Origin of the sequence: Nonomuraea harbinensis (genome assembly GCF_019396385.1) — a bacterium.
Classification (GTDB): domain Bacteria; phylum Actinomycetota; class Actinomycetes; order Streptosporangiales; family Streptosporangiaceae; genus Nonomuraea; species Nonomuraea ferruginea.
Genome location: NZ_JAHKRN010000004.1, coordinates 204,914 through 227,642, shown reverse-complemented (window position 1 = coordinate 227,642; position 22,729 = coordinate 204,914). Strand labels below are relative to the sequence as shown.

At 70.4% G+C, this 22,729-nt stretch carries 27 protein-coding genes; 17 read left to right on the top strand and 10 right to left on the bottom strand.

All coding sequences use genetic code 11. The features are described 5' to 3' along the window. Window positions 1–43 precede the first annotated feature (43 nt). From KME79_RS06090 to KME79_RS06055, 8 genes are all read left to right on the top strand, one after another. Complete coding sequence (locus KME79_RS06090; protein ID WP_148037017.1) at window positions 44–859, top strand: biotin--[acetyl-CoA-carboxylase] ligase; 816 nt, start codon at window positions 44–46, stop codon at window positions 857–859. Between the two features lie 32 nt (window positions 860–891). Then, window positions 892–1,404, top strand: a complete 513-nt coding sequence (locus KME79_RS06085) for a PH domain-containing protein (protein WP_219543622.1) — start codon at window positions 892–894, stop codon at window positions 1,402–1,404. A 109-nt stretch (window positions 1,405–1,513) separates the two neighbouring features. After that, entirely contained in the window at window positions 1,514–2,599 is a 1,086-nt protein-coding gene (locus KME79_RS06080) for an S-(hydroxymethyl)mycothiol dehydrogenase (protein WP_219543621.1), read from the top strand. Next, window positions 2,600–3,220, top strand: a complete 621-nt coding sequence (locus tag KME79_RS06075; protein ID WP_219543620.1) for an MBL fold metallo-hydrolase — start codon at window positions 2,600–2,602, stop codon at window positions 3,218–3,220. 97 nt (window positions 3,221–3,317) lie between these two features. Next, the gene (locus KME79_RS06070; protein WP_148037021.1) at window positions 3,318–3,494 is read left to right on the top strand and encodes a (2Fe-2S)-binding protein; all 177 of its coding nucleotides are present in this window, start codon (window positions 3,318–3,320) and stop codon (window positions 3,492–3,494) included. 17 nt (window positions 3,495–3,511) lie between these two features. Continuing rightward, on the top strand, window positions 3,512–3,997 hold the full coding sequence (bfr, locus tag KME79_RS06065) for a bacterioferritin (protein WP_148037022.1): 486 nt from the start codon (window positions 3,512–3,514) through the stop codon (window positions 3,995–3,997). A 230-nt stretch (window positions 3,998–4,227) separates the two neighbouring features. Further along, on the top strand, window positions 4,228–4,896 hold the full coding sequence (locus tag KME79_RS06060) for a response regulator transcription factor (RefSeq protein WP_012888073.1): 669 nt from the start codon (window positions 4,228–4,230) through the stop codon (window positions 4,894–4,896). A gap of 2 nt (window positions 4,897–4,898) precedes the next feature. Then, the gene (locus tag KME79_RS06055; RefSeq protein ID WP_219543619.1) at window positions 4,899–6,176 is read left to right on the top strand and encodes an ATP-binding protein; all 1,278 of its coding nucleotides are present in this window, start codon (window positions 4,899–4,901) and stop codon (window positions 6,174–6,176) included. On the opposite strand, the gene KME79_RS06050 is transcribed toward KME79_RS06055, so the two are convergent. After that, window positions 6,160–6,642, bottom strand: a complete 483-nt coding sequence (locus KME79_RS06050) for a GtrA family protein (RefSeq protein ID WP_148037024.1) — start codon at window positions 6,640–6,642, stop codon at window positions 6,160–6,162. The two genes, KME79_RS06055 and KME79_RS06050, sit on opposite strands and share 17 nt — an antisense overlap. A gap of 173 nt (window positions 6,643–6,815) precedes the next feature. Here KME79_RS06050 and KME79_RS06045 point away from each other — a divergent pair, with 173 nt between their 5' ends. Genes KME79_RS06045 through KME79_RS06035 form a run of 3 tightly spaced genes read left to right on the top strand, consistent with a single transcriptional unit; the run spans window position 6,816 to window position 9,387 of the window. After that, entirely contained in the window at window positions 6,816–7,967 is a 1,152-nt protein-coding gene (locus KME79_RS06045) for a 5-(carboxyamino)imidazole ribonucleotide synthase (RefSeq protein WP_308248809.1), read from the top strand. 14 nt (window positions 7,968–7,981) lie between these two features. Next, window positions 7,982–8,470 carry a 5-(carboxyamino)imidazole ribonucleotide mutase gene (gene purE, locus KME79_RS06040; protein WP_219543700.1) on the top strand — a complete coding sequence of 163 codons (489 nt, stop codon included), beginning with the start codon at window positions 7,982–7,984 and terminating at the stop codon, window positions 8,468–8,470. A gap of 23 nt (window positions 8,471–8,493) precedes the next feature. Then, entirely contained in the window at window positions 8,494–9,387 is an 894-nt protein-coding gene (locus tag KME79_RS06035; RefSeq protein WP_219543617.1) for a GNAT family N-acetyltransferase, read from the top strand. Here the strand turns inward: KME79_RS06035 and KME79_RS06030 are convergent. Then, the gene (locus KME79_RS06030; protein WP_308248808.1) at window positions 9,363–10,676 is read right to left on the bottom strand and encodes a UDP-glucose dehydrogenase family protein; all 1,314 of its coding nucleotides are present in this window, start codon (window positions 10,674–10,676) and stop codon (window positions 9,363–9,365) included. The two genes, KME79_RS06035 and KME79_RS06030, sit on opposite strands and share 25 nt — an antisense overlap. A gap of 126 nt (window positions 10,677–10,802) precedes the next feature. On the opposite strand from KME79_RS06030, the gene KME79_RS06025 reads away from it, so the two are divergent. Further along, complete coding sequence (locus tag KME79_RS06025; RefSeq protein ID WP_219543615.1) at window positions 10,803–11,966, top strand: acyl-CoA dehydrogenase family protein; 1,164 nt, start codon at window positions 10,803–10,805, stop codon at window positions 11,964–11,966. An 82-nt stretch (window positions 11,967–12,048) separates the two neighbouring features. On the opposite strand, the gene KME79_RS06020 is transcribed toward KME79_RS06025, so the two are convergent. Both KME79_RS06020 and KME79_RS06015 read right to left on the bottom strand, forming a co-directional pair. Then, entirely contained in the window at window positions 12,049–13,245 is a 1,197-nt protein-coding gene (locus KME79_RS06020) for a hypothetical protein (RefSeq protein ID WP_219543614.1), read from the bottom strand. Continuing rightward, window positions 13,242–13,763 carry a SigE family RNA polymerase sigma factor gene (locus KME79_RS06015; protein WP_148037030.1) on the bottom strand — a complete coding sequence of 174 codons (522 nt, stop codon included), beginning with the start codon at window positions 13,761–13,763 and terminating at the stop codon, window positions 13,242–13,244. Before KME79_RS06015 ends, KME79_RS06020 begins: the two co-directional genes overlap by 4 nt. Window positions 13,764–14,078: 315 nt before the next feature. Between KME79_RS06015 and KME79_RS06010 the strand changes: the two genes are divergently transcribed. Next, window positions 14,079–14,318, top strand: a complete 240-nt coding sequence (locus tag KME79_RS06010) for a hypothetical protein (protein WP_219543613.1) — start codon at window positions 14,079–14,081, stop codon at window positions 14,316–14,318. A gap of 3 nt (window positions 14,319–14,321) precedes the next feature. After that, window positions 14,322–14,546, top strand: coding sequence for a hypothetical protein (locus tag KME79_RS06005; protein WP_219543612.1), 225 nt, complete (start codon window positions 14,322–14,324; stop codon window positions 14,544–14,546). A gap of 398 nt (window positions 14,547–14,944) precedes the next feature. Here the strand turns inward: KME79_RS06005 and KME79_RS06000 are convergent, their stop codons facing one another. From KME79_RS06000 to KME79_RS05990, 3 genes are read right to left on the bottom strand one after another with little or no spacing between them, the layout of a single operon-like run. Next, the gene (locus tag KME79_RS06000) at window positions 14,945–15,592 is read right to left on the bottom strand and encodes a DivIVA domain-containing protein (protein ID WP_219543611.1); all 648 of its coding nucleotides are present in this window, start codon (window positions 15,590–15,592) and stop codon (window positions 14,945–14,947) included. Then, window positions 15,589–16,710, bottom strand: a complete 1,122-nt coding sequence (locus tag KME79_RS05995) for a globin domain-containing protein (RefSeq protein ID WP_148037035.1) — start codon at window positions 16,708–16,710, stop codon at window positions 15,589–15,591. The genes KME79_RS06000 and KME79_RS05995 overlap by 4 nt, the downstream gene beginning before the upstream one ends. Then, window positions 16,711–17,094: a group I truncated hemoglobin gene (locus KME79_RS05990; RefSeq protein ID WP_148037036.1), complete on the bottom strand. Its 384-nt coding sequence runs from the start codon at window positions 17,092–17,094 to the stop codon at window positions 16,711–16,713. 518 nt (window positions 17,095–17,612) lie between these two features. Between KME79_RS05990 and KME79_RS05985 the strand changes: the two genes are divergently transcribed. From KME79_RS05985 to KME79_RS05975, 3 genes are all read left to right on the top strand, one after another. Beyond that, window positions 17,613–18,632, top strand: a complete 1,020-nt coding sequence (locus KME79_RS05985; protein WP_219543610.1) for a DUF4331 family protein — start codon at window positions 17,613–17,615, stop codon at window positions 18,630–18,632. A 52-nt stretch (window positions 18,633–18,684) separates the two neighbouring features. After that, window positions 18,685–19,662: a helix-turn-helix transcriptional regulator gene (locus tag KME79_RS05980; protein ID WP_219543609.1), complete on the top strand. Its 978-nt coding sequence runs from the start codon at window positions 18,685–18,687 to the stop codon at window positions 19,660–19,662. A 69-nt stretch (window positions 19,663–19,731) separates the two neighbouring features. Continuing rightward, window positions 19,732–20,310: a VOC family protein gene (locus tag KME79_RS05975; RefSeq protein ID WP_219543608.1), complete on the top strand. Its 579-nt coding sequence runs from the start codon at window positions 19,732–19,734 to the stop codon at window positions 20,308–20,310. On the opposite strand, the gene KME79_RS05970 is transcribed toward KME79_RS05975, so the two are convergent. The 3 genes from KME79_RS05970 to KME79_RS05960 all read right to left on the bottom strand — a co-directional run bounded on the left by KME79_RS05970 (window position 20,289) and on the right by KME79_RS05960 (window position 22,665). Beyond that, window positions 20,289–20,723: a hypothetical protein gene (locus KME79_RS05970; RefSeq protein WP_219543607.1), complete on the bottom strand. Its 435-nt coding sequence runs from the start codon at window positions 20,721–20,723 to the stop codon at window positions 20,289–20,291. The genes KME79_RS05975 and KME79_RS05970 overlap by 22 nt on opposite strands. Before the next feature lie 24 nt (window positions 20,724–20,747). After that, complete coding sequence (locus tag KME79_RS05965) at window positions 20,748–21,119, bottom strand: hypothetical protein (protein ID WP_219543606.1); 372 nt, start codon at window positions 21,117–21,119, stop codon at window positions 20,748–20,750. A 133-nt stretch (window positions 21,120–21,252) separates the two neighbouring features. After that, window positions 21,253–22,665 carry an MFS transporter gene (locus KME79_RS05960; protein WP_308248807.1) on the bottom strand — a complete coding sequence of 471 codons (1,413 nt, stop codon included), beginning with the start codon at window positions 22,663–22,665 and terminating at the stop codon, window positions 21,253–21,255. Between the last annotated feature and the right edge of the window lie 64 nt (window positions 22,666–22,729).

The window sequence follows — 22,729 nt, the reverse complement described above, 5'->3', positions numbered from 1 at the left end:
GGCCCTTCCGGAGTCCGGCAGGCGGATGCGACAGGATGGGAGGATGTCTCGCTACCACGACCTCGACCGGCCACCCCTGTCCGAGGCGGCGCTCAACCGCGCCCTGGTCCGCCCCGGCTCGCTGTGGACGGGCGTCAGGGTCGTCGACAGCACCGGCTCCACCAACGCCGACCTCGCCAAGGCCGCCAGGGACGGCGCGCCCGAGGGCGCGGTGCTGGCCGCCGAGGAGCAGGTGGCGGGCCGCGGCAGGCTGGGCCGCCCCTGGACCGCTCCGGCGTACGCGGGGCTGACGTTCTCGGTCCTGCTCAGGCCCGAGGCGCCGGTCACCGCGTACGGGTGGCTGCCGCTGCTGTTCGGCGTGGCCGCCGCGTCCGCGGTGCGCCGCCTGGCCGAGGTGGACGTGCGCCTGAAGTGGCCCAACGACCTGCTGATCGGCGAGCGGAAGCTGGCCGGGGTGCTCGCCGAGCGGGTCGAGGGCGGGGTGGTGATCGGCATCGGGCTGAACGTGCTGCTGAGCGAGGACGAGCTGCCCGTCGCCACCGCGACCTCGCTGGCTGTGGAGAAGGCCGCCTGCGTCGACCGCGACCCGCTGCTGCGGGCCGTGCTGCGGGAGGTCGAGACCCACTACCGCGAGTGGGACGAGGCGGGCGGCGACGCCGACGCCTGCGGGCTGCGCGCCGCCTACCTGGCCCGCTCCGCCACCGTCGGCCGCGACGTGCGGGTGGAGCTGCCCGGCGGCAGCGTGCTCACCGGACGCGCCACCGGCGTCGACCGGTCGGGCCACCTTCAGGTGAGCGCCGAGGACCGGGCCTACGCGCTGAGCGCGGGGGACGTCGTACACGTTCGGGCCACGACGTAGCCGCCGATCGGCCGAGGTGGCACCATTTGCCCATGACCATTCCCGACCACCACCTGACACAAGGTGAGCGCCGCGTCCGGTCCTTCAACCCGCACTGGAAGCGGCTGGTCGTCCCCTTCATCGCGCTCCTCCTGATCGCCGCGGCCTCCGGCGCGGCGATCTACTTCGTCCCGGACACCTGGGAGTACGCCTCCTACGCCCGCATCGCGGTCGTCGTCATCGGGCTGATCCTCATGACGATCTGGTCGTTCGTCCCGTACCTGCAGTGGAAGAACACCGGTTACGTCCTCACCACCCACCGGTTCTCGATCAGCACCGGCGTGCTCAACAAGTCGACCGACGAGATCCCGATGGCGAAGGTCAACACCGTCAGCTCCGACCAGACGCTCTTCGAGCGGCTGCTTGGCTGCGGCACCCTCACCGTCGAGTCCGCCGGCGAGCGGGGTGAGATCGTGCTGCGCGACATCCCGCGGATCCAGGAGGTCCGCACCGAGCTGTTCCGGCTCCTGGAGGACGCCTCCGACGGCGACATCGACGGCCGGTAGCCCGTGCAGCGGCTCGGGCAGCGGCTCGGGCAGCGGCCGGTGAGAGGTCTCGGCGTGGTGCGGCCCCATGTCTTGCGGAGATCACCCTCCTGGACACAAGATGGCTGGCATGCCGTACGAAGTTCAGGGTGTCATCGCCCGAGGTAAGGGCCAGGAAGTCTCACTTGAAACGGTGCTCGTCCCCGACCCGGGCCCGGGCGAGGCGGTGGTGACCGTGCAGGCGTGCGGGGTCTGCCACACCGACCTCCACTATCGCCAGGGCGGCATCAGCGACGACTACCCGTTCCTGCTCGGGCACGAGGCGGCCGGCGTCGTGGAGGCGGTCGGCGAGGGCGTCACCGGCCTGGAGCCCGGCGACTTCGTCATCCTCAACTGGCGGGCCGTGTGCGGCCAGTGCCGGGCGTGCCTGCGCGGCCGGCCGTGGTACTGCTTCAACACCCACAACGCCACCCAGAAGATGACACTCACCGACGGCACCGAGTTGTCGCCCGCGCTCGGCATCGGCGCCTTCCTCGGCAAGACGCTGGTCGCCGCCGGGCAGTGCACGAAGGTCTCGGCCGAGGCGCCCGCGTCCGTGGCCGGGCTGCTGGGCTGCGGCGTGATGGCCGGCCTCGGCGCCGCCATCAACACCGGCGGCGTCACCCGCGGCGACACGGTCGCGGTCATCGGCTGCGGCGGCGTCGGCGACGCGGCCATCCTCGGCGCGTCCCTGGCCGGGGCCGCCAAGGTCATCGCGGTGGACGTCGACGAGCGCAAGCTGGAGTGGGCGCGCGGCTTCGGCGCCACCGACACGGTCAACTCCCGCGAGAACGACCCGGTCGAGGCGATCCGCGACCTCACCGGCGGCTTCGGCGCCGACGTGGTGGTCGAGGCGGTCGGCCGGCCCGAGACGTACGAGCAGGCCTTCTACGCCCGCGACCTGGCCGGCACGGTGGTGCTGGTCGGCGTGCCCACCCCCGAGATGCGCATCGACCTGCCGCTGCTGGACGTGTTCGGCAGGGGCGGCGCGCTGAAGTCGTCGTGGTACGGCGACTGCCTGCCGAGCCGCGACTTCCCGATGCTCATCGACCTGTTCCTGCAGCACCGGCTGCCGCTCGACAAGTTCGTCACCGAGACGATCGCGCTCGACCAGGTCGAAGAGGCCTTCCACAAGATGGAGCGCGGCGACGTGCTGCGGTCGGTGGTGATCCTCTAAATGCTCGACAAGGTCATCACCTCCGGCACCTTCTCGCTCGACGGCGGCACCTGGGACGTCGACAACAACGTCTGGCTGGTCGGCGACGCCCGCGAGGTCGTCGTCATCGACGCCGCCCACGACGCCGAGGCCATCGCCCAGCGGGTCGGCGGGCGCAGCGTGCGGGCCATCGTCTGCACCCACGCGCACAACGACCACATCAACGCCGCCGCCGACCTGGCCCGCCGCACCGGCGCGCCGATCCGGCTGCACCCCGCCGACCAGGTGCTCTGGGAGCAGGTCTACGGGGACGAGGTCGCGTACGAACCACTCGCCGACGGCGACAAGTTCGAGGCCGGCGGGATCGAGCTGCAGGTCCTGCACACCCCCGGCCACGCGCCCGGCGCGGTCTGCCTGTACGCGCCCGAGGTGGGCGCGCTGTTCAGCGGCGACACGCTGTTCAAGGGCGGGCCGGGGGCGACCGGGCGGTCCTACTCGTCCTTCGGCACGATCATCGAGTCGATCCGTGAGCGGCTGCTCACGCTGCCTCCCGAGACCGTCGTGCACACCGGTCACGGCGACTCGACCTCGATCGGCGCGGAGGCGCCGCACCTGGAGGAGTGGATCACCCGAGGTCACTGAATCCGCCTTATGGCGGACCTCACATAGGCAAGCCTTACCTCAGTGGGCTACCTTAGGTGTGCCTTACCTGAGTTGTTCCCCTGAGAGGCTGCCCCGGATGTACGTGTGTGTCTGTCGTGCCGTGACCGAGAACGAGGTTCACGACTGCATCGCCGCGGGCGCCAAGAGCGCGAAGCAGGTACGCGACACCACGGGCGCCGGGGGCGACTGCGCCCGGTGTGTACGAAAGATCTGTGCGATGCTGAAAAGGTCGGAGGAACTCACGACCGCATAGCACAAGGGGCTTGTTTCATGCAGGGTGACAGGCAGATCATCGAGCTGCTCAACGAGCAGTTGACCGCGGAGCTCACGGCGATCAACCAGTACTTCCTGCACGCCAAGATGCAGGAGAACTGGGGCTACACGAAACTCGCCGAGCACACCCGCGCGGAGTCGTTCGACGAGATGCGACACGCCGAGCGGCTCACCGATCGCATCCTGTTCCTGGAGGGACTGCCCAACTACCAGCGGCTGGGTACGCTCCACATCGGCCAGACGGTCCCCGAGCAGCTCCGGGCCGACCTGGACGTCGAGCTGGGCGTCGTGGAACGGCTGCGGCCCGCCATCGCGCTGATGCGCGAGAAGGGCGACATCACCTCCGCCCGCATCTTCGAGGAGATCCTCGAGGACGAGGAGGAGCACATCGACTACCTGGAGACCGAGCTCGAACTCATCCAGACGCTCGGTGAGCAGCTCTACCTCGCCCGCTACGCCGAGCCGCCGTCCAGCGACGACTGAGCCCGTCGCCCGCGCCCGAACTTCCGTCAATGCGACCCCCGCCCGCCGGTTCTCCCGGCGGGTGCGCGCGTTTCTGGGGGACGTAAGGGTTTAGCCCCGAGTATCGCGGTAATTTAATCACGACTAACCGACATTTAGTCGCGTTTGCCCAGGTCAATAGATAGGTCAACTACGAGTCAAACCGCGCGCTGTGCCCGGGAAACGATCGCCTAAGGACCTACGATCGCCTCATGACCTGCGTACTTCTCGCCGAGGATGACACCTCGATTTCCGAGCCGCTCGCGCGCGCCCTGCGCCGCGAGGGCTACCAGGTTGAGGTGAGCCCCGACGGCCCGCAGGCCCTGGAGAGGGCACTGTCGGGTGGCATCGACCTCATCGTCCTGGACCTGGGCCTTCCGGAGATGGACGGCCTGGAGGTGGCGCGCCGCATACGTGCGGAGGGGCACGGCACTCCGGTGCTGATCCTCACCGCACGCGTTGACGAGGTGGACACGGTGGTCGGCCTCGACGCCGGCGCCGACGACTACGTCACCAAACCGTTCCGGCTCGCCGAACTGCTCGCCCGGGTGCGGGCACTGCTGCGGCGCGGCACGTCCGAGACCCCGGTGGTCCAGGGCGTCCGCATCGACGCCGACTCACGCCGCGCCTGGATGGGCGACAAGGAGCTCCACCTCACCACCAAGGAGTTCGACCTGCTGCGCGTGCTGGTGCGCGACGCGGGCAAGGTGGTCACCCGCGAGCAGATCATGCGCGAGGTGTGGGACACCAACTGGTGGGGCTCGACCAAGACGCTCGACATGCACATCTCCTGGCTGCGCCGCAAGCTGGGGGACGACGCGGCGAAGCCTCGTTACATCACCACCGTCCGGGGAGTCGGCTTCCGCTTCGAACGCGAGTAGGCATGCGCCGACGCCTGCTCACTTCAACCCTCCTCGTCGCGGGCATCGCCGTCCTTCTGCTCGGAGTGCCCCTGGGCGTCGTCGTCAGCCGGCTGATCGTCGATGATGCCGCCCAGCAGCTCAGAGCGGAAGCGACACGCCTGGTGGGCGAGGTCGAGTACGCCCGGATCCAGGAGACGCCGCTCGACCCGCAGCAACTGGAGCAGAAATATCCGGATCGCTACATCCAGATATTCGAACGCGGGAACCCCCCGAAGGCCACCGTCATCGGCACGCCACCGCCGTCCGGTCAGCAGATGACCGAGGACGCGGAGTCCGACAGCGGCATCTTCGTCCGGGTGAGCCGCGACAGGGCACAGGTCGAGCAGGACGTGTACGCGCGCCTGCTGCTGATCGTCGCCCTGGCCGTCGCGGCTCTCGCCGTCGCCGTCGGCCTGGCCATCGTGCAGACACGCCGGCTCACGCTGCCCCTGCGCGACCTCGCCATGATCGCCGAGCGGCTCGGCTCCGGGGACGCCCGGCCGAGCAAGCACCGCTACGGCATCCCCGAACTCGACAGGGTGGCCCAGGTCCTCGACCGCAGCGCCACCCGCATCTCCGACCTGCTCACCCGTGAGCGCGAGTTCGCCACCGACGCCTCACACCAGCTGCGCACCCCGCTGACCGGCCTCACCATGCGCCTGGAGGAGATCGTCGCCGCCTCCAACCACCCGGAGGTCGTGCGCGAGGAGGGCGAGGCGGCCATCGTGCAGGCCGAGCGGCTCACGGCGGTGATCGACGAGCTGCTCGCCGCGGCCCGCCGCCAGCGTCACTCCCAGGCCGAGCCGACCTCGATCGACCAGGTGCTGGTCCAGCAGGTGACGGAGTGGGACCCCGTCTTCCGCGGCGTGGGACGCAGGCTCGTGCTCGAAGGCACCCGCGACCTCAAGGCGCTGGCCACCACCGGCGGCTTCGGCCAGGTCATCGCCACGCTGCTGGAGAACTCCCTGCGCCACGGCGGCGGCACCGTCACCGTCACCACGACGAGCGGCGACAACTACGTGGTGACCGAGGTGACCGACGAGGGGCCGGGCATCGACGACGAGATCGCACCCAAGATCTTCGACAGGAACGTGAGCGGGGGCGGCGGCACCGGTCTCGGGCTGACGCTCGCCCGCGCGCTGGCCGCCGCCGACGGCGGACGGCTGGAGCTGGTCCGGAGGAGGCCGGCGACGTTCGCCGTCTTCCTGCGCCCGGCCGACGCGCCTAACAGGAACCGCGTGGTCAGCGGTCCTGCCTGAGCTCGATCGCGGGCAGCTCGGCCGGGATCGGCGTGGTCGCCTCCAGGAACACCCACTTCTTGTAGGACCAGTAGCGGAAGAGGGTGCCTAGGCCGACGCCGACGATGTTGGCGATGTTGAGGCTGACCGGGTCGTCGAACTTGAGCGTGTAGGTGGTGAACCCGATCACCAGCACGCCGAACAGCAGCGCGATGCCGTTCATCAGGAAGAACAGGAAGTATTCGCGCCCCAGCCCGCTCTGCTCGCGGTGGCGGAACGTCCAGAAGCGGTTGCCCGCGTACGCGAAGGTGGTCGAGATCGTCGTGGCGAAGACCTTCGAGGTCATCGGCCCGATGCCGACGACCAGGTGGAAGAAGTTGAGCGCGCCCAGGTCGATCAGGAAGGCGAGCCCTCCGACGATGCCGAACTTCGTCAGCTCATGCAGAAGGGCGGCGAACCGCTGGTACAAGCTCTTGACGAACCGCACGTGTCTGCTCGGCCCTTCCGCCTCGTCACGCCATGACCACTTCAGCGTACCGGGGTACCTTACCGTGGCGTGTCAGCATCTTCTTTCCTGAAGACTGCCCGTTATAGCGCGGTTCGCACCGAGGGCGCTCTACCTGCGAGCGCTCCGGAATGCGGCCGGTATGCTCACCTCACGTGAACGCATACAGTCCCATCGGCCCCGTCGTCGGCATCGTCGGCGCCGGACAGCTCGCCCGGATGTCGCAGCCCCCCGCCATCGCTCTCGGCATCGAGCTGCGGGTGCTGGCCGGGTCCTCTGACGAGAGCGCCGCCCGGGTCATCGTCGACACCCGCGTCGGCGACTACCGCTCCCTCGACGACCTGCGCGCGTTCGCCGAAGGCTGTCACGCGATCACGTTCGACCACGAGCACGTCCCCGGCGAGCACATCCGGGCGCTCATCGACGACGGCCACGCCGTCCACCCCGGCGCCGACGCCCTCGTCCACGCCCAGGACAAGGCCGTCATGCGTGAGCGGCTGACCGCGATCGGCGCCCCGTGCCCGGCCTGGGCCCGCGTCTCCGGCCCCGGCGAGGCGGCCGCGTTCGCCGCCGGGCACGGCTGGCCGGTGGTGCTCAAGGCGGTCACCGGCGGCTACGACGGCCGCGGCGTGTGGGTGTGCGACTCGGAGGAGGCCGCGGCCGAGGCGTTCGCCGGCGCCGGCGGCCCGCTGCTCGCGGAGGCGCTCGTGCCGTTCGAGCGTGAGCTCGCCGTGCTCGTCGCCCGTTCCCCGCACGGCCAGGGCGTCAGCTACCCGGTCGTGGAGACCGTGCAGCGCGACGGCATCTGCGTAGAGGTGCTCGCCCCCGCCCCCGGGCTCGACCCCGAGGAGGCCGCCGAGGCGCAGCGCGTCGCCCTGCGGATCGCCGACGAGCTGGGCGTCACCGGCATGCTGGCCGTCGAGATGTTCCAGACCCGGCAGGGGCTGCTCGTCAACGAGCTGGCCATGCGCCCGCACAACAGCGGCCACTGGACCATCGAGGGCTCCCGCACCTCCCAGTTCGAGCAGCACCTGCGGGCCGTGCTCGACCTGCCGCTCGGCACGCCCGCCATGACCGCGCCGGTGGTCGTCATGGCCAACCTGCTCGGCGGCGACGACCCCGACCTGTTCAAGCGGTACGAGCACGTCATGGCCCACGATCCGGCCGTCAAGGTGCACTTCTACGGCAAGCAGGTGCGCCCCGGCCGTAAGATCGGCCATGTCACCGCCGTCGGTGACGACCTCGACGAGGTCAGGGCCCGCGCCCGCCACGCCGCCGTCTACCTGATGACCGGGGAGTACACGTGAGCATCGGCATCGTCATGGGCAGCGACTCCGACTGGCCGGTGATGAAGGCCGCCGCCGAGGCGGTCGCCGAGTTCGGGATCCCGTTCGAGGCCGACGTCGTCTCCGCCCACCGGATGCCCGCCGAGATGATCGAGTACGGCAGGCAGGCGGCCGGCCGCGGCGTCGAGGTCATCATCGCGGGCGCGGGCGGCGCCGCCCACCTGCCCGGCATGCTCGCCTCCGTCACGCCGCTGCCGGTGATCGGGGTGCCGGTGCCGCTGAAGTACCTCGACGGCATGGACTCCCTGCTGTCGATCGTCCAGATGCCGGCCGGGGTGCCCGTCGCGACCGTCGCGGTCGGCGGCGCCCGCAACGCCGGCCTGCTCGCCGTACGCATCCTCGCCGCCACCGACGCCACCCTGCGCGCCCGCATGGTCGAGTTCCAGGAGCGGCTCAAGGAGCAGGCGCACGCCAAGGGCGAACGGCTGCGCGCCGAGGCCGCGGCGCTGAAGCCGGCCGATTGATCCGCCCGCCCCGGGAGAGGGCCGTGCTGGACGTGCTCGCGGGCCACGCCGCCCGGGTACGCGCCGCCGACCCGCTGGCCGGCGGGCAGGACCGGCTGCCCAAGCCCGGTCCCGGGGAGCAGCTCGTCGAGGTGCCCGGCGCCGTCGGCCTGGCCTCGATGGACCGTTCCGGCCTCGACACACTCAACGCCACCTGGGGCCCGCTCGTCGTCCACCGGCTGCACGCCCGCGTCGGCGGCCCCGACCCGGAGGCGGCGCTCGGCGCGCTGCTGGACGCGTGGACGGCCGTGCCCCGGCGGGAGCCCGGCCCGCTCGCGGTGCTGTGGCCCAGCCGCGACACCGCCGCCGTCCGCGCCCTGGCCGTCCGCGGCTTCGCCCCGACGGTCACCGTCGCCGCCCGCCCCCGCAGGCCCCCGGCCGGGCAGGCCACGGACCCGTGCGTACGGCCCGCCACCGCTGACGACCTGGACGGGATCGCGCGCCTGTACGAGGCGCTGGTGGCGTACGACGCGCAGTTCGGCTGGGTCACGCCGCGGCCGTCGACGCCCGCCAGGATCAGGGAGCATCTCACCGGCACGCTGCCCCGCTCCTGGGCCTGCGTGGCCGAGCACGACGGCACGGTGACCGGCGTCGTCATCGTCGACCCGCCGCCCCGGTCGCGGTGGATCGCCTCCATGGTGACCCGGATGCCGGCCGCCTACCTGGGCGTCATGTACGCCGACCCCGCCGTACGGGGCCGGGGTGTCGGCGCGGCGCTGGCCGCCGCCGCGCACGCCCGGCTGGACGCGTGGGGCGTGGCCACGACGCTGCTGCACCACGCGGTGGCGAACCCGCTGTCAGGGCCCTTCTGGGCGCGCCAGGGCTACCGGCCGGTGCACACCCAGTGGGTGCGTCAGGGGCGGCCCAGCGCCCGGTAGTGCCACCCGGCGGAGCGCCACGCCTCGGCGTCGAGCGCGTTGCGCCCGTCGACGATCTTGCGGGTGGCCACGACCTCGCCCAGCGCCTCCGGGTCCAGGTCCAGGAACTCCTGCCACTCCGTCAGCAGCAGCACGACGTGCGCGCCCCGTACCGCGTCGAGGGCCGACTCGCCGTAGGCGAGCTGGGGGTGCGCCTTGCGGACGTTGTCGAGCGCGATCGGGTCGTAGATCGTGACCCGCCCGCCCTGCCGCCCGATCGTCACCGCCACGTCGAGGGCGGGGGAGTCGCGTATGTCGTCGGAGTTGGGCTTGAAGGCGGCGCCGAGCACGCCCACCGTGCAGCCGTGGAAGGAACCCCCGGCCAGCTCGCGGGCCAGGTCGACCATGCGGGCGCGGCGGCGCATGTTGATCGCGTCCACCTCGCGCAGGAACGTCAGCGCCTGGTCGGCGCCGAGCTCGCCGGCCCGCGCCATGAACGCCCTGATGTCCTTCGGCAGGCAGCCGCCGCCGAACCCGAGCCCCGGGTTCAGGTAGCGTCCGCCGATGCGGTCGTCGTACGAGAGCGCGAGCGAGAGCTGCTGCACGTCGGCGTGCGCCGCCTCGCACACCTCGGCCATCGCGTTGATGAAGGAGATCTTGGTGGCCAGGAAGGAGTTGGCGGCGGTCTTGACCAGCTCGGCCGTCGGGAAGTCGGTCACCACCATCGGCACGTCGCCGAGCGGCTCGTAGACCTCGCGCAGCACCTTCTCGGCCCGTTCGGAGCGCACGCCCAGCACGATGCGGTCGGGGTGGAGCGTGTCCTGCACGGCGAAGCCCTCGCGCAGGAACTCGGGGTTCCACGCCAGCTCGGCCTGCTCGCCCGCCGGAGCCAGCGCGGCCAGCCGGTCGGCCAGCCGGGACGCGGTGCCGACCGGGACCGTCGACTTGCCGACGACCAGGGACGCGCGGTCGAGATGGGGGGCCAGCGAGTCGATCGCGGCGTCGATGTAGGACACGTCGGCGGCGTACTCGCCCTTCTTCTGCGGCGTGCCCACGCAGACGAAGTGGACGTCGCCGAACGCGCCGGCCTCCTCGTAGGAGGTGGTGAAGCGCAGGCGGCCGGAGTCGAGGCCGCGGCGGAGCACGGGTTCGAGCCCAGGCTCGTGGATGGGGAGCTCGCCGTTGTTGAGGCAGCGGACCTTGTCGGCGTCGATGTCAAGGCCGAGCACCTCATAGCCGAGATCCGCCATGCAGGCCGCATGCGTGATGCCCAGGTAGCCGGTCCCGATCACCGTCAGGCGATATGGCACGAGTGAGCTCCTTTCCATTGCGGAGGAATGCTACAGGCCCGCGCCCACCCTTCTTCGTGCCACCTCTTCTCAAGCACAAACCGTACCGGTTGGTAGCAAGATGCTCGGACGTCCTACTATCTGTGCATGAGCTTTCCTCTGTACGCGCCCGCCGAAGAGCACGACATGCTCCGGGAGACGGTCAGGGCCCTCGCCGACGAGAAGATCGCCCCCCGCGCCGCGGAGGCGGACGAGGCCGAGGAGTTCCCCTGGGACGTCTACAAGGCCCTGGTCGCATCCGACCTGCACGCCATCCACGTCCCGGAGGCGTACGGGGGAGCCGGCGGCGACGCGCTGGCCGCCGTCATCGTCATCGAGGAGGTCGCCCGCGCCTGCGCCTCCTCCTCGCTGATCCCCGCCGTGAACAAGCTCGGCACCGTGCCGATCATGCTGTCGGCCTCCGAGGAGCTCAAGCAGCAGTACCTGCCCGCCGTGGCCCGCGGCGACGCCATGTTCTCGTACGCGCTCTCCGAGCCGGAGGCGGGCTCCGACGCCGCCGCCATGAAGACCCGCGCCGTCCTCGACGGCGACCACTACGTGCTCAACGGCACCAAGATGTGGATCACCAACGCCGGCGTGTCGGAGTACTACACGGTCATGGCCGTCACGGACCCGTCGGCCGGGGCGCGCGGCATCTCCGCCTTCGTGGTGGAGAAGTCGGACGAGGGTGTCTCGTTCGGACCCAAGGAGCGCAAGCTCGGCATCAAGGCCTCCCCGACGCGTCAGGTGATCCTGGAGGACGTGCGCATCCCCGAGTCGCGGATGATCGGCGCGCCAGGGACCGGATTCAAGACCGCCCTGGCCACCCTGGACCACACCCGGGTGACCATCGCCGCGCAGGCCCTCGGCATCGCGCAGGGGGCGCTGGACTACGCGGTCGGGTACGTCAAGGAGCGCAAGCAGTTCGGCAAGGCCGTCGCCGACTTCCAGGGCGTGCAGTTCATGCTCGCGGACATGGCGATGAAGCTGGAGGCGGCGCGGCAGCTCACCTATCACGCGGCGGCCAAGTCGGAGCGGGCCATGAAGGGTGAGCCGCAGAAGGACCTCACGTTCCTGTCGAGCGCGGCCAAGTGCGCCGCTTCGGACGCGGCCATGGAGATCACCGTGGACGCGGTGCAGATGCTGGGCGGGTACGGGTACACGAAGGACTTCCCGGTGGAGCGCATGATGCGCGACGCCAAGATCACGCAGATCTATGAGGGTACGAACCAGATCCAGCGCATGGTGATGGCGCGCCAGCTCCTCAAGTAGTCGTTGACGTGCACGAACCCCGCCTGGGCGGGCGGGGTTCGCCGTCCCGGGATCCCGGTTCAGCTGATCACTGACACCTGAGTCATAGCGCCCCGGGGGGGCCGGGCAGGACGATCTCGAAGAAGCCCTGCGCTCTGTACGTGGCGAGCTTCCTGGCCTTGCCGGTCCTGACGTTCACCGCGTACGCGGTCATGGTCCGGTACGGCTGGTCGATCACCGCGGGCTCGTCGTCCGGCACGTCGGACGCCGGCCTGCACCGCACGGACATGGTGAGAGCGGTGACCTCCTCGGCGCTAAGCCAGGTGCGCAGCGAGATCTGGGAGACATCGGCGGGCAGGCCGCTGATGACGGTCGGCTTCCGCTTCTCGCCGGTCAGCGTGTCCATGAGGGCCAGGTCGCCGCGGCGGCACGGCCGCTCGGCGGTGCTGAGGTTCTCGATCACCGCGACGGTTCTGCCATCGGGGGCGAGAGGGCTGAAGTGGTAGTCCACCGGCAGGATGACCGACGTGGTGTCGCCCTTGGAAGAACTGGGCCACAGGTTGGAGATCGTCCGCAGCCGTGATCGCGGCGAGTACTCCGCGAGGGTGATGGTCGCGCCGTCCGGGGACAGACCGATGGGGACCCAGCGGTTGGGCAACTCGCGGACGGCCCCGCCACGCATGTCGATGAGCAGCGCGGGATCCTTGAAGTCCGGAACCTTGCTGAAGGCGACGAACCGCCCGTCGTCAGACAGCATCAGTCGCGAGACGCTGCCCAACAGACTCTTGGGCACCTTCTGCGCGGCCGTCGTCTTCCGGCCCGAGGCCAGGTCGCGGACCTGGAAGGTGCCTTCATCGGCGCTGTAGTAGGCGATCTTGCGGCCGTCGCGGCTGATCGCCAGCGGGCTGTCGCGCAGGCCGGTGCGGCCGGGAGCGAGGCTGCGCAGCGCGTCCGGCACGTGGTAGGTCTCGCCGCTCCGGGTGACCACCCGCCAACCTCCGTCTCTGCAGCCCTTCGGCGCCTCCCCGCGGGCCGGCTCGCAGAAGGTCTTGTACGCGTGGCTCAGCGGCCCCACCCCGCGCGCCGGCAGGTCGCCCGTGGAAGCGGCCTCCTGCCGCCTGTCGGGCAACAGCCGGACGGCGGCCGTCGCACCAAGAGCGACGACCACGACCATGCCCGCCGCCAGGAGCGAGACCACCGTACGCCGCCTGCGGTGATGTGCCGCGATCGTACGTTCGGCCAGGTCCACCTGCGGAGAGTCGTCGGCCAGATCGACGAGCACGTCCCGTAGCCAGGTCATCGGCGGGCCTCCTCTGCTTCCAGGTCTGAGAGTTTCGGCGCCAGTTCGGGCGCCAGCTCGCGTAAACGGGCCAGCGCGTAGTGGGCCTGGCTCTTCACCGTGCCGACCGAGCAGTTCAGCAGCTCGGCCGTCTCGCGTTCGGTCCGGTCCTCGTAGTAACGCAGCACGATCACCGCCCGCTGCCGGGGCGGCAGCCGCATGAGAGCCCGGCGCATGACGAGCCGCACGATGGTGGAGTCCTCGCTCGAGTACAGCCGGTCGGGCGGGTCGGCGGTCGGAAGCTCGGCCCTGACCCGGCGCCGTCGCCACGAGATGTACTGATTCAGCAGCACCTTGCGCGCGTACGCCTCGGGATACTCGACGCGCGACAGCCTGAACCAGCGGCCGAACACCTTCAACAGGGCGCTCTGCAGCAGGTCCTCGGCCTGGTGGGCGTCTCCCGTGAGCAGGTACGCGGTGCGCATCAGCGCCTGCTGATGGGCGGCGACGAACTCGCGGAAGCTGTCATTGCGATCCAAAATGACTCCTCTCGACCGTTACGGACGCCGGTGACGCGTCGAAAGGTTCGGTCCCGTCAGGTGAGGGCTTCGGGTCGCGTTTCCTGAGGTGGACGGGCGGGGCGTCGGAAATCACGCAGATCTGTGAGGGTACGAGCCAGATCCAGCGCATGGTGATGGCCACCTTGACTTGGCGAAGCGCTGGGGAAGGACGTCGAGCCTGCGGTGGATATCAGACTAATCCCGGCGATTCGGTTGCTCTGACTTGTGTGCACCGCAGTCCAATGGCGTCACACCTCGACCTCGTGCCCATCATCGCGCCCGAGGGAGTCGCGCATGACCCGGGAGCAAGTGGAACAGGCGTTACGCCGAGCGGAGCAACTCACCGACGAGGCCAGGACCAGTCTCGATCGGGCGTTGGCCCTGATGGCGCAGAACATCTGGACCGGGCCGGCCGCGCAGCGCTTCGGCCAGGAGCTCACCGGTCAGCGCCAGGTCCTGCTCAGCGCCTGCACGGAGACGGTGAACGAACTTCGAGCGCTGCTCGCCCGTACCCCTGCCGACAGCCCCGGCTGAGCCGTGGGCGGTCTCGAAGGAATGGTCCCCGAGGGCGTCCGGGCGCTGAAGGCGGCCATGTATGCGGCCGAGACCTCGTTGGGCTCCATCGGCGACGAGTTGTGGGAGCTGCTGCGTGGGGCCTGGTTGTCGCCGATCCCGGCCGACAAGATCCGCCAGGTAGCCGCGTGGGCCGGACAACAAGGCCCGGAGATGAAGCCGTCCGTGGACGCTGACGCCGGGTGGTGAATCCGTTGCCGGTGACGCAGGACGCCAAAATGCGGTCCCGCGCATTCGGGTTGTGCAGTAGGTAGATGACGCGGATCAAAGAGTCGAGTTCCATGCGGAGCACGCTGCCGGCGATCGCCCACCAGCCCCGCTCCAGCGCGATCTCCATGGCTTGGTGATGTTCCAGCGAGCGGGCCTCGACTGTCCTGCGGAAGGTGTGGAAGTCCTCGGCTGCCGTCACAAGGGGGATGCTACGGGCGAGCGCCGTCCCGTGCGCTCCGGTGCAGGGATCACACTCGCAGACACACGGTCAAGGGCAGAACACCCGCAGGCGCCCGCTTCGGCGGCGAAGCCGGCGCCGCGGTGATGTCGTCGAGAAGGTGGTCGGCGACCGCGCCAGGGCAGACGTACGGGCCCGGTCAGCGGTGGGCCGGTGAGGGGCCGTGGAGGACCTGCCCGTCCTGGTCAGGGATGGTGCCGAGCTTGTCGACCTCCTGGGCCAGCCCTGCCAGCACGGCGCGCAGCTGCACCCGGGTGACGTCGGCGAAGGTGCGCAGGTAGGCGATCTGCCGCTCCAGTTCCTCGGCCTCGGCGCCGTGTTCGCCGCCGCGCGAGCGGTAGGCGCCGACCGCCTGGTCGGCGGCCTCCTCCGCCTGCCGCTGCGCCTCCGTGAGAATCACCTCGTACTGCTGGCGGGCTTCCCCCAGGATCCGCCGGGCGTAGTCTTCCGCCTCCGCGATCTGGACGTCGGCGGTCTGCTGGGCGCGGGAGAGGATATTGATCGCGTCGACGCTCAGGGCCTGCTGGGGAGCGGCGTGCTCGACGCTGACGCCGTGGTCCTTGTACCACTGCTTCAGACGGTCGATGTACGCCCGCAGGTCCGCCTTCTCCTTGTCCCCGGCCGCCATGTCCTCCGCGACCCGGTACAGGAACGAGCGCACCTCGTCCTCGCTGTAGCCGCGGCGTCCGAGCGGTGTGCGCGAGAACTCCTGCTTGCGTACCCGATCCGGGGTGAGAGGCTGGCGTTCGCGCTCCGGGTGATCTCCCCAAGGCATCTCTGCCGTCATGACTCCCCGCCTTTGTCGCTCGTGAACTCGTCGAAGTGGATCCGCTCGGAGGGCACGCCCGCGTCCAGCAGTCGTCCGACGGTGCTCTGAGCCATCTCCGTGGAGCCGCAGACGAAGACCTGCTGGCCACGCCATGCCTGGAGCGCGACGTCCACGGCGTTGCCGCGGACGCCCCGGTAGAAGGGGTCGTTGGAGACGGCCGGGACGACGGTCAGCCAGGGGTGCTCCGCGGCCATCTTGGACAGCGCTTCGAGGTCGTACAGCTCCCGGGACGTCCGGGCGCCGACGACGACGTCGACCTTCCGTGACGGGCCTTCGTACATCACCTGTTCCACCAGCGCCTTCAGCGGCGCGAGGCCGGTGCCGCCCGCGATGAGGAGCAGGTCGCCGGTGATCTCGGGGGTGAGGCTCAGCCGGTCTCCCACGGGCGCTCCCACGCGCAGGACGTCGCCGCGCCGCGCGCCCATGACCAGGGCGGCGCTCAGCACGCCGCCGTCGACCATGCGGACGTGCAGGTCGATGGTGTTGTCCTGGCGCGGCGCGTTGGCGAAGGAGTAGAAACGCCAGACGCGCGGCCGCATGGGATGCGCGATCGACGCCGACTGGCCGGGACGGTAGCCGTACTGGTAGTTCAGCCGCGCCCTGATCACCGCGATGCCGAGGGCGGGGGTCTCGTGGCTGATGATCTCGCCCTCCCACCAGGGCGGGGTGGTCCTGGACGCGTCCGCGGCGGCGTCCGTCATCACCTGGGCCACCAGGCTGTACGCCTTCGTCCAGTCCTCGGCGAGGGCGGGCGTCCACCGGTCGCCTATGAAGTGCTCCAGGGTGGCGAGCAGCGCCCTGCCGACGGCCGGGTAGTGCTCCGTCACCACGGCGAACTTGCGGTGGTCCCGGCCGAGCTGCTGCAGGAACGGGACCAGCTCCTCCACCCGGTCGACGTTGCTGACGATGTGCCCGAGCGCGCTGACGAGCCGGTCGCGCTGGCTCGCCATCGACACCGGGAACAGGTCCCTCGTCTCCGGGTTCATCAGGAACAGGGCCGAGTAGAAGTACAGCGGCACCTGGTCGCCTGACCGGGCGACGAGGCGCCAGCTGTCTTTCAGAGCTTGCGCGTCCACTCAGTCGGCCGTCTCTACAGGTTCGGCCACGATGGACGACTCCACCTTGTTCAGGGTCAGCACGACGTGCTGCAGGATCTCGTCCCCCACGCCGGCCCCCTGCAGCACCGAAAGCAGGATCTCGCCGACCTTCGCGTAGTGGTCGGCGGTGATGCCCATGCCGCGGTGCGCCTCCGCCAGGTCGCGGCCCTCGTACGGCTCGGGGCCGCCGAGGACGGAACACAGCAGCACCACCATGTGCCGCTTCAGCCTCGGCATGTCGATGCCGGCGAAGTAGGGCTTGAGGTCGGCGTCGTCGAGGACCCGCACGTAGAACAGGTCGACGACGTCGCGAACAGCCGGCGCGCCGCCGATCTGGTCATAGTAGGACGTCGAGGTTGTCACAGATCCTCCAAGGGGGCCAATGCGTCGCAGGACGCGGTCACGACTCGGGGCATGGTGAATAGACGCGCCCTGGCGCTCGGGGACACCGGAAGCCCGGGTGCCCGCGAGAAGGTGAGTGATGGTCGTGGGCTTCCTGCCGTCACCCTTCTTCGGAGCCAGAGCATCGGCGTCGAGACGGATGCCGTGACACGGGGCACGGCGGGGGCATCGCCTCAGACGCCTGGCCTATCTAAGCATGTCCCATACGCCACATGAACCCAGTTAGAGGCATTTTTGACTGCCGTCCCTCACGGACGGCAACCTCCGGTGTCCGACGGTGGAGGCGCCGATGAGCGTCCCGACCTCGGTGAACTCTCCCTCGCGACACACCGCGACGGAACCCTCACAGCGCACTCGCCGACGCTTAATCTGCAGAAACAGATTCATGTACGACGACCGCTGGATGTGGCGGCGGGCACCGAACGCCTGGTCGAGTGTCCTGGTGGCTTCCCGGCGAGCGAGCGATCGAAGGGCCTGACATGTCGAACCACTTCACCGGCCTCAGCCTCGGGCCACCACTGGGCGACCAGCGCCTCGATCTGTGCGACCTGTACGCCTTCCAGGCGCCCGGCGATCCGGGCAGGACCGTTCTCATCCTCAACGCCAATCCCGACGCGGACGCCCTGCACCCCGACGCCGTGTACCGCCTGAACATCGACAACGACGGCGACTACCTGACCGACGTCGCCTTCAGCTGGGTCTTCAGCCGGCCGGCGTCGGACGGCTCCCAGACCTACAGCGTCTTCATGGCGACCGGAGCGGAGTCCCGCGACTTCGGGGCGGTGGGCACCAAGATCGTGTCGGGCGCCGCCGTCTCCTTCGGCCCCCGGGCCAACGTGGTCAACAGCGGCGACTACCTGGTGGCCGCCGGCAGCCGCAGCGACGCCTTCTTCTTCGACTTCGACGGCATCAAGAACCTGTTCGACACCAGCGGCAAGCGGAACTTCACCGCACCGCATCTGGGTGGGAAGTCCCCGTGGACCGGCGTCGACTCCAACACCACGGCCAACGTCTTCTCCATGGCCATCGAGCTGCCGACCGCGGAGCTGGCGCCCGAGCCCACGTTGCGCGTCTGGGGCCGGTGCAGCGTCCTGCGCGACGGCGAGCTCGTCCACGCGGACCGGGCGGGACACCCGTCGATGAGCAGCTTCTTCAACACCGACGACACGAAGGAGGAGTACAACGCCGGCGAGCCGGTCGACGACCGGGAGAAGTGGACGGACCAGTTCGTCCATCTGCTGGGCCACACCGGCGGCTACTCCCGTGAGGAGGCGATCGCCGCGATCGACGAGCACGGCCTCCTGCCGGACGTGCTGAGCTTCGACCCGGCCAAGCCGGCCGCGTACCCCAACGGGCGGACGTTCACCGAAGACGTCATCGACATCCGCGTCGCGTTCCTCACCAAGAACGAAGCGCCGCCCACCGGGCTGACGCCGCACACCGACACTCTGGACCGGTTCCCGTACCTCGGCGACCCGCACCCGGCGGCCACCTCCTGACGGATCCCGGACGCGGACACGAACCGTCCGCGTTCGGCGGCAAGCTGGCGGTATGCCGGACACCACCGCACGCGCCCTCGCGCTCCTCAACCTGCTGCAGACGCATCGGCACTGGACGGGCCCCGAGCTGGCGGACCGGCTCGGGGTCTCGCGGCGTACGGTGCGCCGGGACGTCGAACGCCTGCGTGACCTCGGCTACCGGATCGAGTCGGTTCCGGGGCTGGCCGGCGGCTACCGTCTGGAGCCCGGCGGTGTGATGCCGCCGCTGCTGCTCACCGACGAGGAGGCCGTCGCCATGGCGGCGGGCCTGCGCCTGGCGGCGACGCGGCAGCTCACCGACGGCGCGGATACGACGATCCGGGCTCTCGCCAAGCTCGAACGGGTCCTGCCCGCCGCACTGCGCGAACGGGTCAACGCGCTCGCCGCCGCGGTGCGACCGGCCGGGACAGGACCCGGGTCCGGGGTGTCCCCGGCCGTGCTCACCGAACTGGCGCTGGCCTGCCGGGGCCACGAGCGTGTCCGCTTCGCCCACGTGTCGAGGTCGGGGCCGTCGTCGCGCCAGGTGGAGCCGCACCACCTGGCGCCGTCCGAGCGGCACTGGTACCTGCTCTGCTGGGACCTCGATCGCGACGGCTGGCGTACGTTCCGCATCGACCGGATCGCCGGCGTGCGGCGCACCGGGGCGTTCTTCGAGCCGCGGCCGCTCTCGCACCGGCAGGTCGCGGAGTTCGTGGCCGTCGCGTCGTCATGGGGCAAGCAGGCGACCGACGCGACCGCGACGATGCGGATGCCGATCGAGCGGCTGCGTGATCTCTTCGGCGAGTGGGCGCAGGGCGCCGAGCCGGGGGACGCCGGCACCACGGTCTGGCCGGTGGGCGGCGCCGACTTCAGGGACACGATGTACGCCCTGTCGTGGATTCCGGCCGGCGTCGCGTACACCGTCGACCTCCCCGATCCCGCGCGCTCGGAGCTTTGCGAGGCGCTCGGACGGATGCTGCGCGCCCTGGAGACGCCGCCGGACGCACCCTGACGAACGCGGACGGGATGTGACCTCGTCTGCTGCGAGAGTGCGTGCACCGCTCATCAGGAAAGGAACCTCATGACCGCACGACCTCACGCGCCCGCCGGCTCCAACACGGTGAACCCGTTCGTCATCGCCGACGGGACCGCCGAGCTGATCGACTTCCTCATCGACGTGTTCGGCGCGACCGACGTGCCGGAGGCCCGCACGATCGACGAGGACGGGCTCATCCTGCACGCCGAGCTCCGTCTGGGCGACTCGCTGCTGTCGCTCGCCGACCGCAAGCCCGACTGGCCGTTCACCCCGGCGCTCACGCGGGTGTACGTGGACGACGTGGAGGAGACCCTGGCCCGCGCGGAGGCCCGCGGGGCGCGGATCGTCACGCGTCCGACCGATTTCTTCGGTGACACGCTCGCGCGGTTCCAGGACCGGTCGGGGAATCTCTGGTGGGTGTACCAGCACGACCCCACGGCCGGCCAGGACTGGGCCGCCGAGGCCGAGGACGCCGACGACTGGACGAGCTTCTCCACGCCCGAGCTGGAGTACATCCACGGGACCTTGGTGGAGGCGATGCGCTCGCTCCACGACCCGAGAACCCAGCGGCACGCTTCCCCTGCGGATCAAGAGGGGGCCGATCAGTCCCGGCTCCGGATCTGAGTGCATCGCGGAAGATCCCCGATGCCGCCGCCCTCCGGGATCATGCCCCAGAGGAACGGGATCAGGTATCGGGGCGGTTCGCAGAGGAGCGCGGCCAGCTCGTCCTCGGCGACGTCGAGGGTGAATGCCGGGCCCGAGCGGCCCGGCCGCCATCCTCGCTCGACGGCCCGCCGGATGCACCCGCCGACGAGGAGCGGACGGATGGTGATCGTCCGCTCTTTCCGCCAGTTGTCCGGCCGGGCGCAGGGGAGCGTCACCACGAGGACGCTTCCCGGCTCCTCGGCCCGTTCGACGGTGAAGCGGAGCGGGGTCCGGCCGTCGCCCTGACGGCGGGCCGGCTTGTGGCGAACCCGCCAGCGGTAGCCGACGTCACCGACGGTGATGAGCCGCGAGCCCTTCTCCGGCATCGCCACAACCGCCTCCAAGATCTGCTGTCGTCATCTCCGCATGAAGGGGACGGCGTACGTGGGCGGCCCGTGCAGCATGGCGGTCAGGTCGTCATCGGTGAGTGCGAGGTCGAAGGCGTTGCCTGCTTGCCGGGGGTCCCAGCCGCGGTCGAGCGCCATGCGGACGGCGGCCTTCACGAGCGACGGCCGGACGGCGGTGGCCCGCTCTCCCAGCCACGCGTCCGGCCTCGAACAGGGAAGTGACACCAGGAGCGCGCGACCCGGCGCGTCGGCCCGTTCCACCGCGAACGTCATCGGGCCCCATCCGTTCCCCTGGCAGTACGTGGGCTTACGGCGAACACGCCACCGGAACGCGGTGCCGTCGACGGTGATGGGCCGCGCATACTTCTTCGGGATCGCCATGAGACCAACCTGCCTCGTGAGAGGGCCGAGGACCAGGCGCCACCGTAGCCCGCGCCCAGGCTCCCGGTCGACCGCTTTGATCGTGCTCCACGTCCCACACGCGGCATGCTGGGCGCAGGTCAGGCGGACTAGGTCACACCGAGGCCGGGACGGACACGCGGCCGGCGGTGCGGCGGCGGAGCCCGAAGGCGGTGATCAGGGCGCCGGCGGCGGCGGCCGCGACCGGGACGACGAGGGCGAGCCGCAGGGAGTCCAGCATCGCCTCGGGCGTGCCGGCGTCGCCGAGCGCCGCGACGCTCACCGCGGTCACCGCCGACAGCCCGAGTGCGGTGCCGAACTGGATGGAGGTGTAGAGCAGGCCGCCGGCCAGGCCGTGCTCGTGCTCGTCGATCCCTTCGGTGGCGGCCATGGTCAGCGGGCCGTACGCCAGGGAGAACGCCACGCCGAGCAGGAGCATGGTCGGCAGCATGGCCGCGTACGTCCAGTCCATCCCGAGCGGCAGGAAGAATGCGTAGGCCAGGGCGGCGACCACCAGTCCGCCGAAGAGCACGCGGGCGTTGCCGAACCGGTTCACCAGCCGTGGGGTGAGCGTCGGCGCGAGGATCGTGTCGATGCCGATCACCAGCATGGCCAGACCGGTCTGCAGGCTGCTCCAGCCGCGCACCTCCTGCAGGTAGATGGTGACCACGAACTGGAAGCCGGCGAACGAGGCGAGGAACAGCAGCGCGCCCAGGTTGGCCCGCACCAGCGGGTGGGAGCGCAGGATGCCAAGCCGTACCAGGGGATGGGCCGTGCGTCGTTCGATGAGGACGAAGGCGGCCAGCAGGGCGAGGCCCGCGGCGAACACGCCGATCGTGCCCGCGAGGCCGTCGCCGGGGTGCTCAAGCCGGACCACGCCGTACACCAGCAGCAGCATCGCGCCGGTGATGCTGAACGCGCCGGCCAGGTCGAAGCCGCCCGGGGGCCGCTCGGGCGCCTCGCTCTCCTTGAGCAGGACCAGCGCCGCGACGAGGATCACCGCCGCCAGGATCACCGGCGCGAAGAACACCCATCGCCAGCCGACGGAGGCCAGCAGACCGCCGGCGACCAGGCCGAGCACGTAGCCGCCCGAGGCCGTGCCGGCGTACACCCCGAGCGCCTTGGTGCGCTGGGGCCCTTCGGGGAAGTTGCCGGTGATCAGGGAGAGCCCGGCGGGCGTCATGAACGCGGCCGCGACCCCGGTCACGAAGCGGGCCGTCAACAGCGTCCACCCTTCGGTCGCGAAGCCCCCCAGACCTGAGAAGAGCAGGAAGACGATCAGCCAGAACAGGAACATCCGGCGGCGTCCCAGCAGGTCGGCGGCCCGGCCGCCCAGCAGCATGAAGCCGCCGTAGCCGAGCACGTAGGCGCTGACCACGCCGCTGAGCATGCCGGTGGACAGGCCGAGATCCGCCCGGATCGCCGGCAGGGCCACGTTCAGCATGGCCACGTCGATCCCTTCCAGGAAGATGGCGCCGGCGAGCACGAAGAGCACGCCCCACGAGCGTGGGGACATCGAGGTGGGCACGGTGCGGTCCTTTCACGAAGCGGAACCGGCCCACAGTTCCTCGACCGCCTGCCGGTTCCTTCTT

Coding starts and splice junctions, on each gene's coding strand:
- KME79_RS06090 (WP_148037017.1), top strand. CDS start 44: ATGTCTCGCTACCACGACCTCGACCGGCCACCCCTGTCCGAGGCGGCG.
- KME79_RS06080 (WP_219543621.1), top strand. CDS start 1,514: ATGCCGTACGAAGTTCAGGGTGTCATCGCCCGAGGTAAGGGCCAGGAA.
- KME79_RS05985 (WP_219543610.1), top strand. CDS start 17,613: ATGTCGAACCACTTCACCGGCCTCAGCCTCGGGCCACCACTGGGCGAC.
- KME79_RS05980 (WP_219543609.1), top strand. CDS start 18,685: ATGCCGGACACCACCGCACGCGCCCTCGCGCTCCTCAACCTGCTGCAG.
- KME79_RS05965 (WP_219543606.1), bottom strand. CDS start 21,119: ATGGCGATCCCGAAGAAGTATGCGCGGCCCATCACCGTCGACGGCACC.
- KME79_RS06075 (WP_219543620.1), top strand. CDS start 2,600: ATGCTCGACAAGGTCATCACCTCCGGCACCTTCTCGCTCGACGGCGGC.
- KME79_RS06000 (WP_219543611.1), bottom strand. CDS start 15,592: ATGACGGCAGAGATGCCTTGGGGAGATCACCCGGAGCGCGAACGCCAG.
- KME79_RS05975 (WP_219543608.1), top strand. CDS start 19,732: ATGACCGCACGACCTCACGCGCCCGCCGGCTCCAACACGGTGAACCCG.
- KME79_RS06070 (WP_148037021.1), top strand. CDS start 3,318: ATGTACGTGTGTGTCTGTCGTGCCGTGACCGAGAACGAGGTTCACGAC.
- KME79_RS06020 (WP_219543614.1), bottom strand. CDS start 13,245: ATGACCTGGCTACGGGACGTGCTCGTCGATCTGGCCGACGACTCTCCG.
- bfr (WP_148037022.1), top strand. CDS start 3,512: ATGCAGGGTGACAGGCAGATCATCGAGCTGCTCAACGAGCAGTTGACC.
- KME79_RS06085 (WP_219543622.1), top strand. CDS start 892: ATGACCATTCCCGACCACCACCTGACACAAGGTGAGCGCCGCGTCCGG.
- purE (WP_219543700.1), top strand. CDS start 7,982: ATGGGCAGCGACTCCGACTGGCCGGTGATGAAGGCCGCCGCCGAGGCG.
- KME79_RS06010 (WP_219543613.1), top strand. CDS start 14,079: ATGACCCGGGAGCAAGTGGAACAGGCGTTACGCCGAGCGGAGCAACTC.
- KME79_RS06055 (WP_219543619.1), top strand. CDS start 4,899: ATGCGCCGACGCCTGCTCACTTCAACCCTCCTCGTCGCGGGCATCGCC.
- KME79_RS06060 (WP_012888073.1), top strand. CDS start 4,228: ATGACCTGCGTACTTCTCGCCGAGGATGACACCTCGATTTCCGAGCCG.
- KME79_RS06025 (WP_219543615.1), top strand. CDS start 10,803: ATGAGCTTTCCTCTGTACGCGCCCGCCGAAGAGCACGACATGCTCCGG.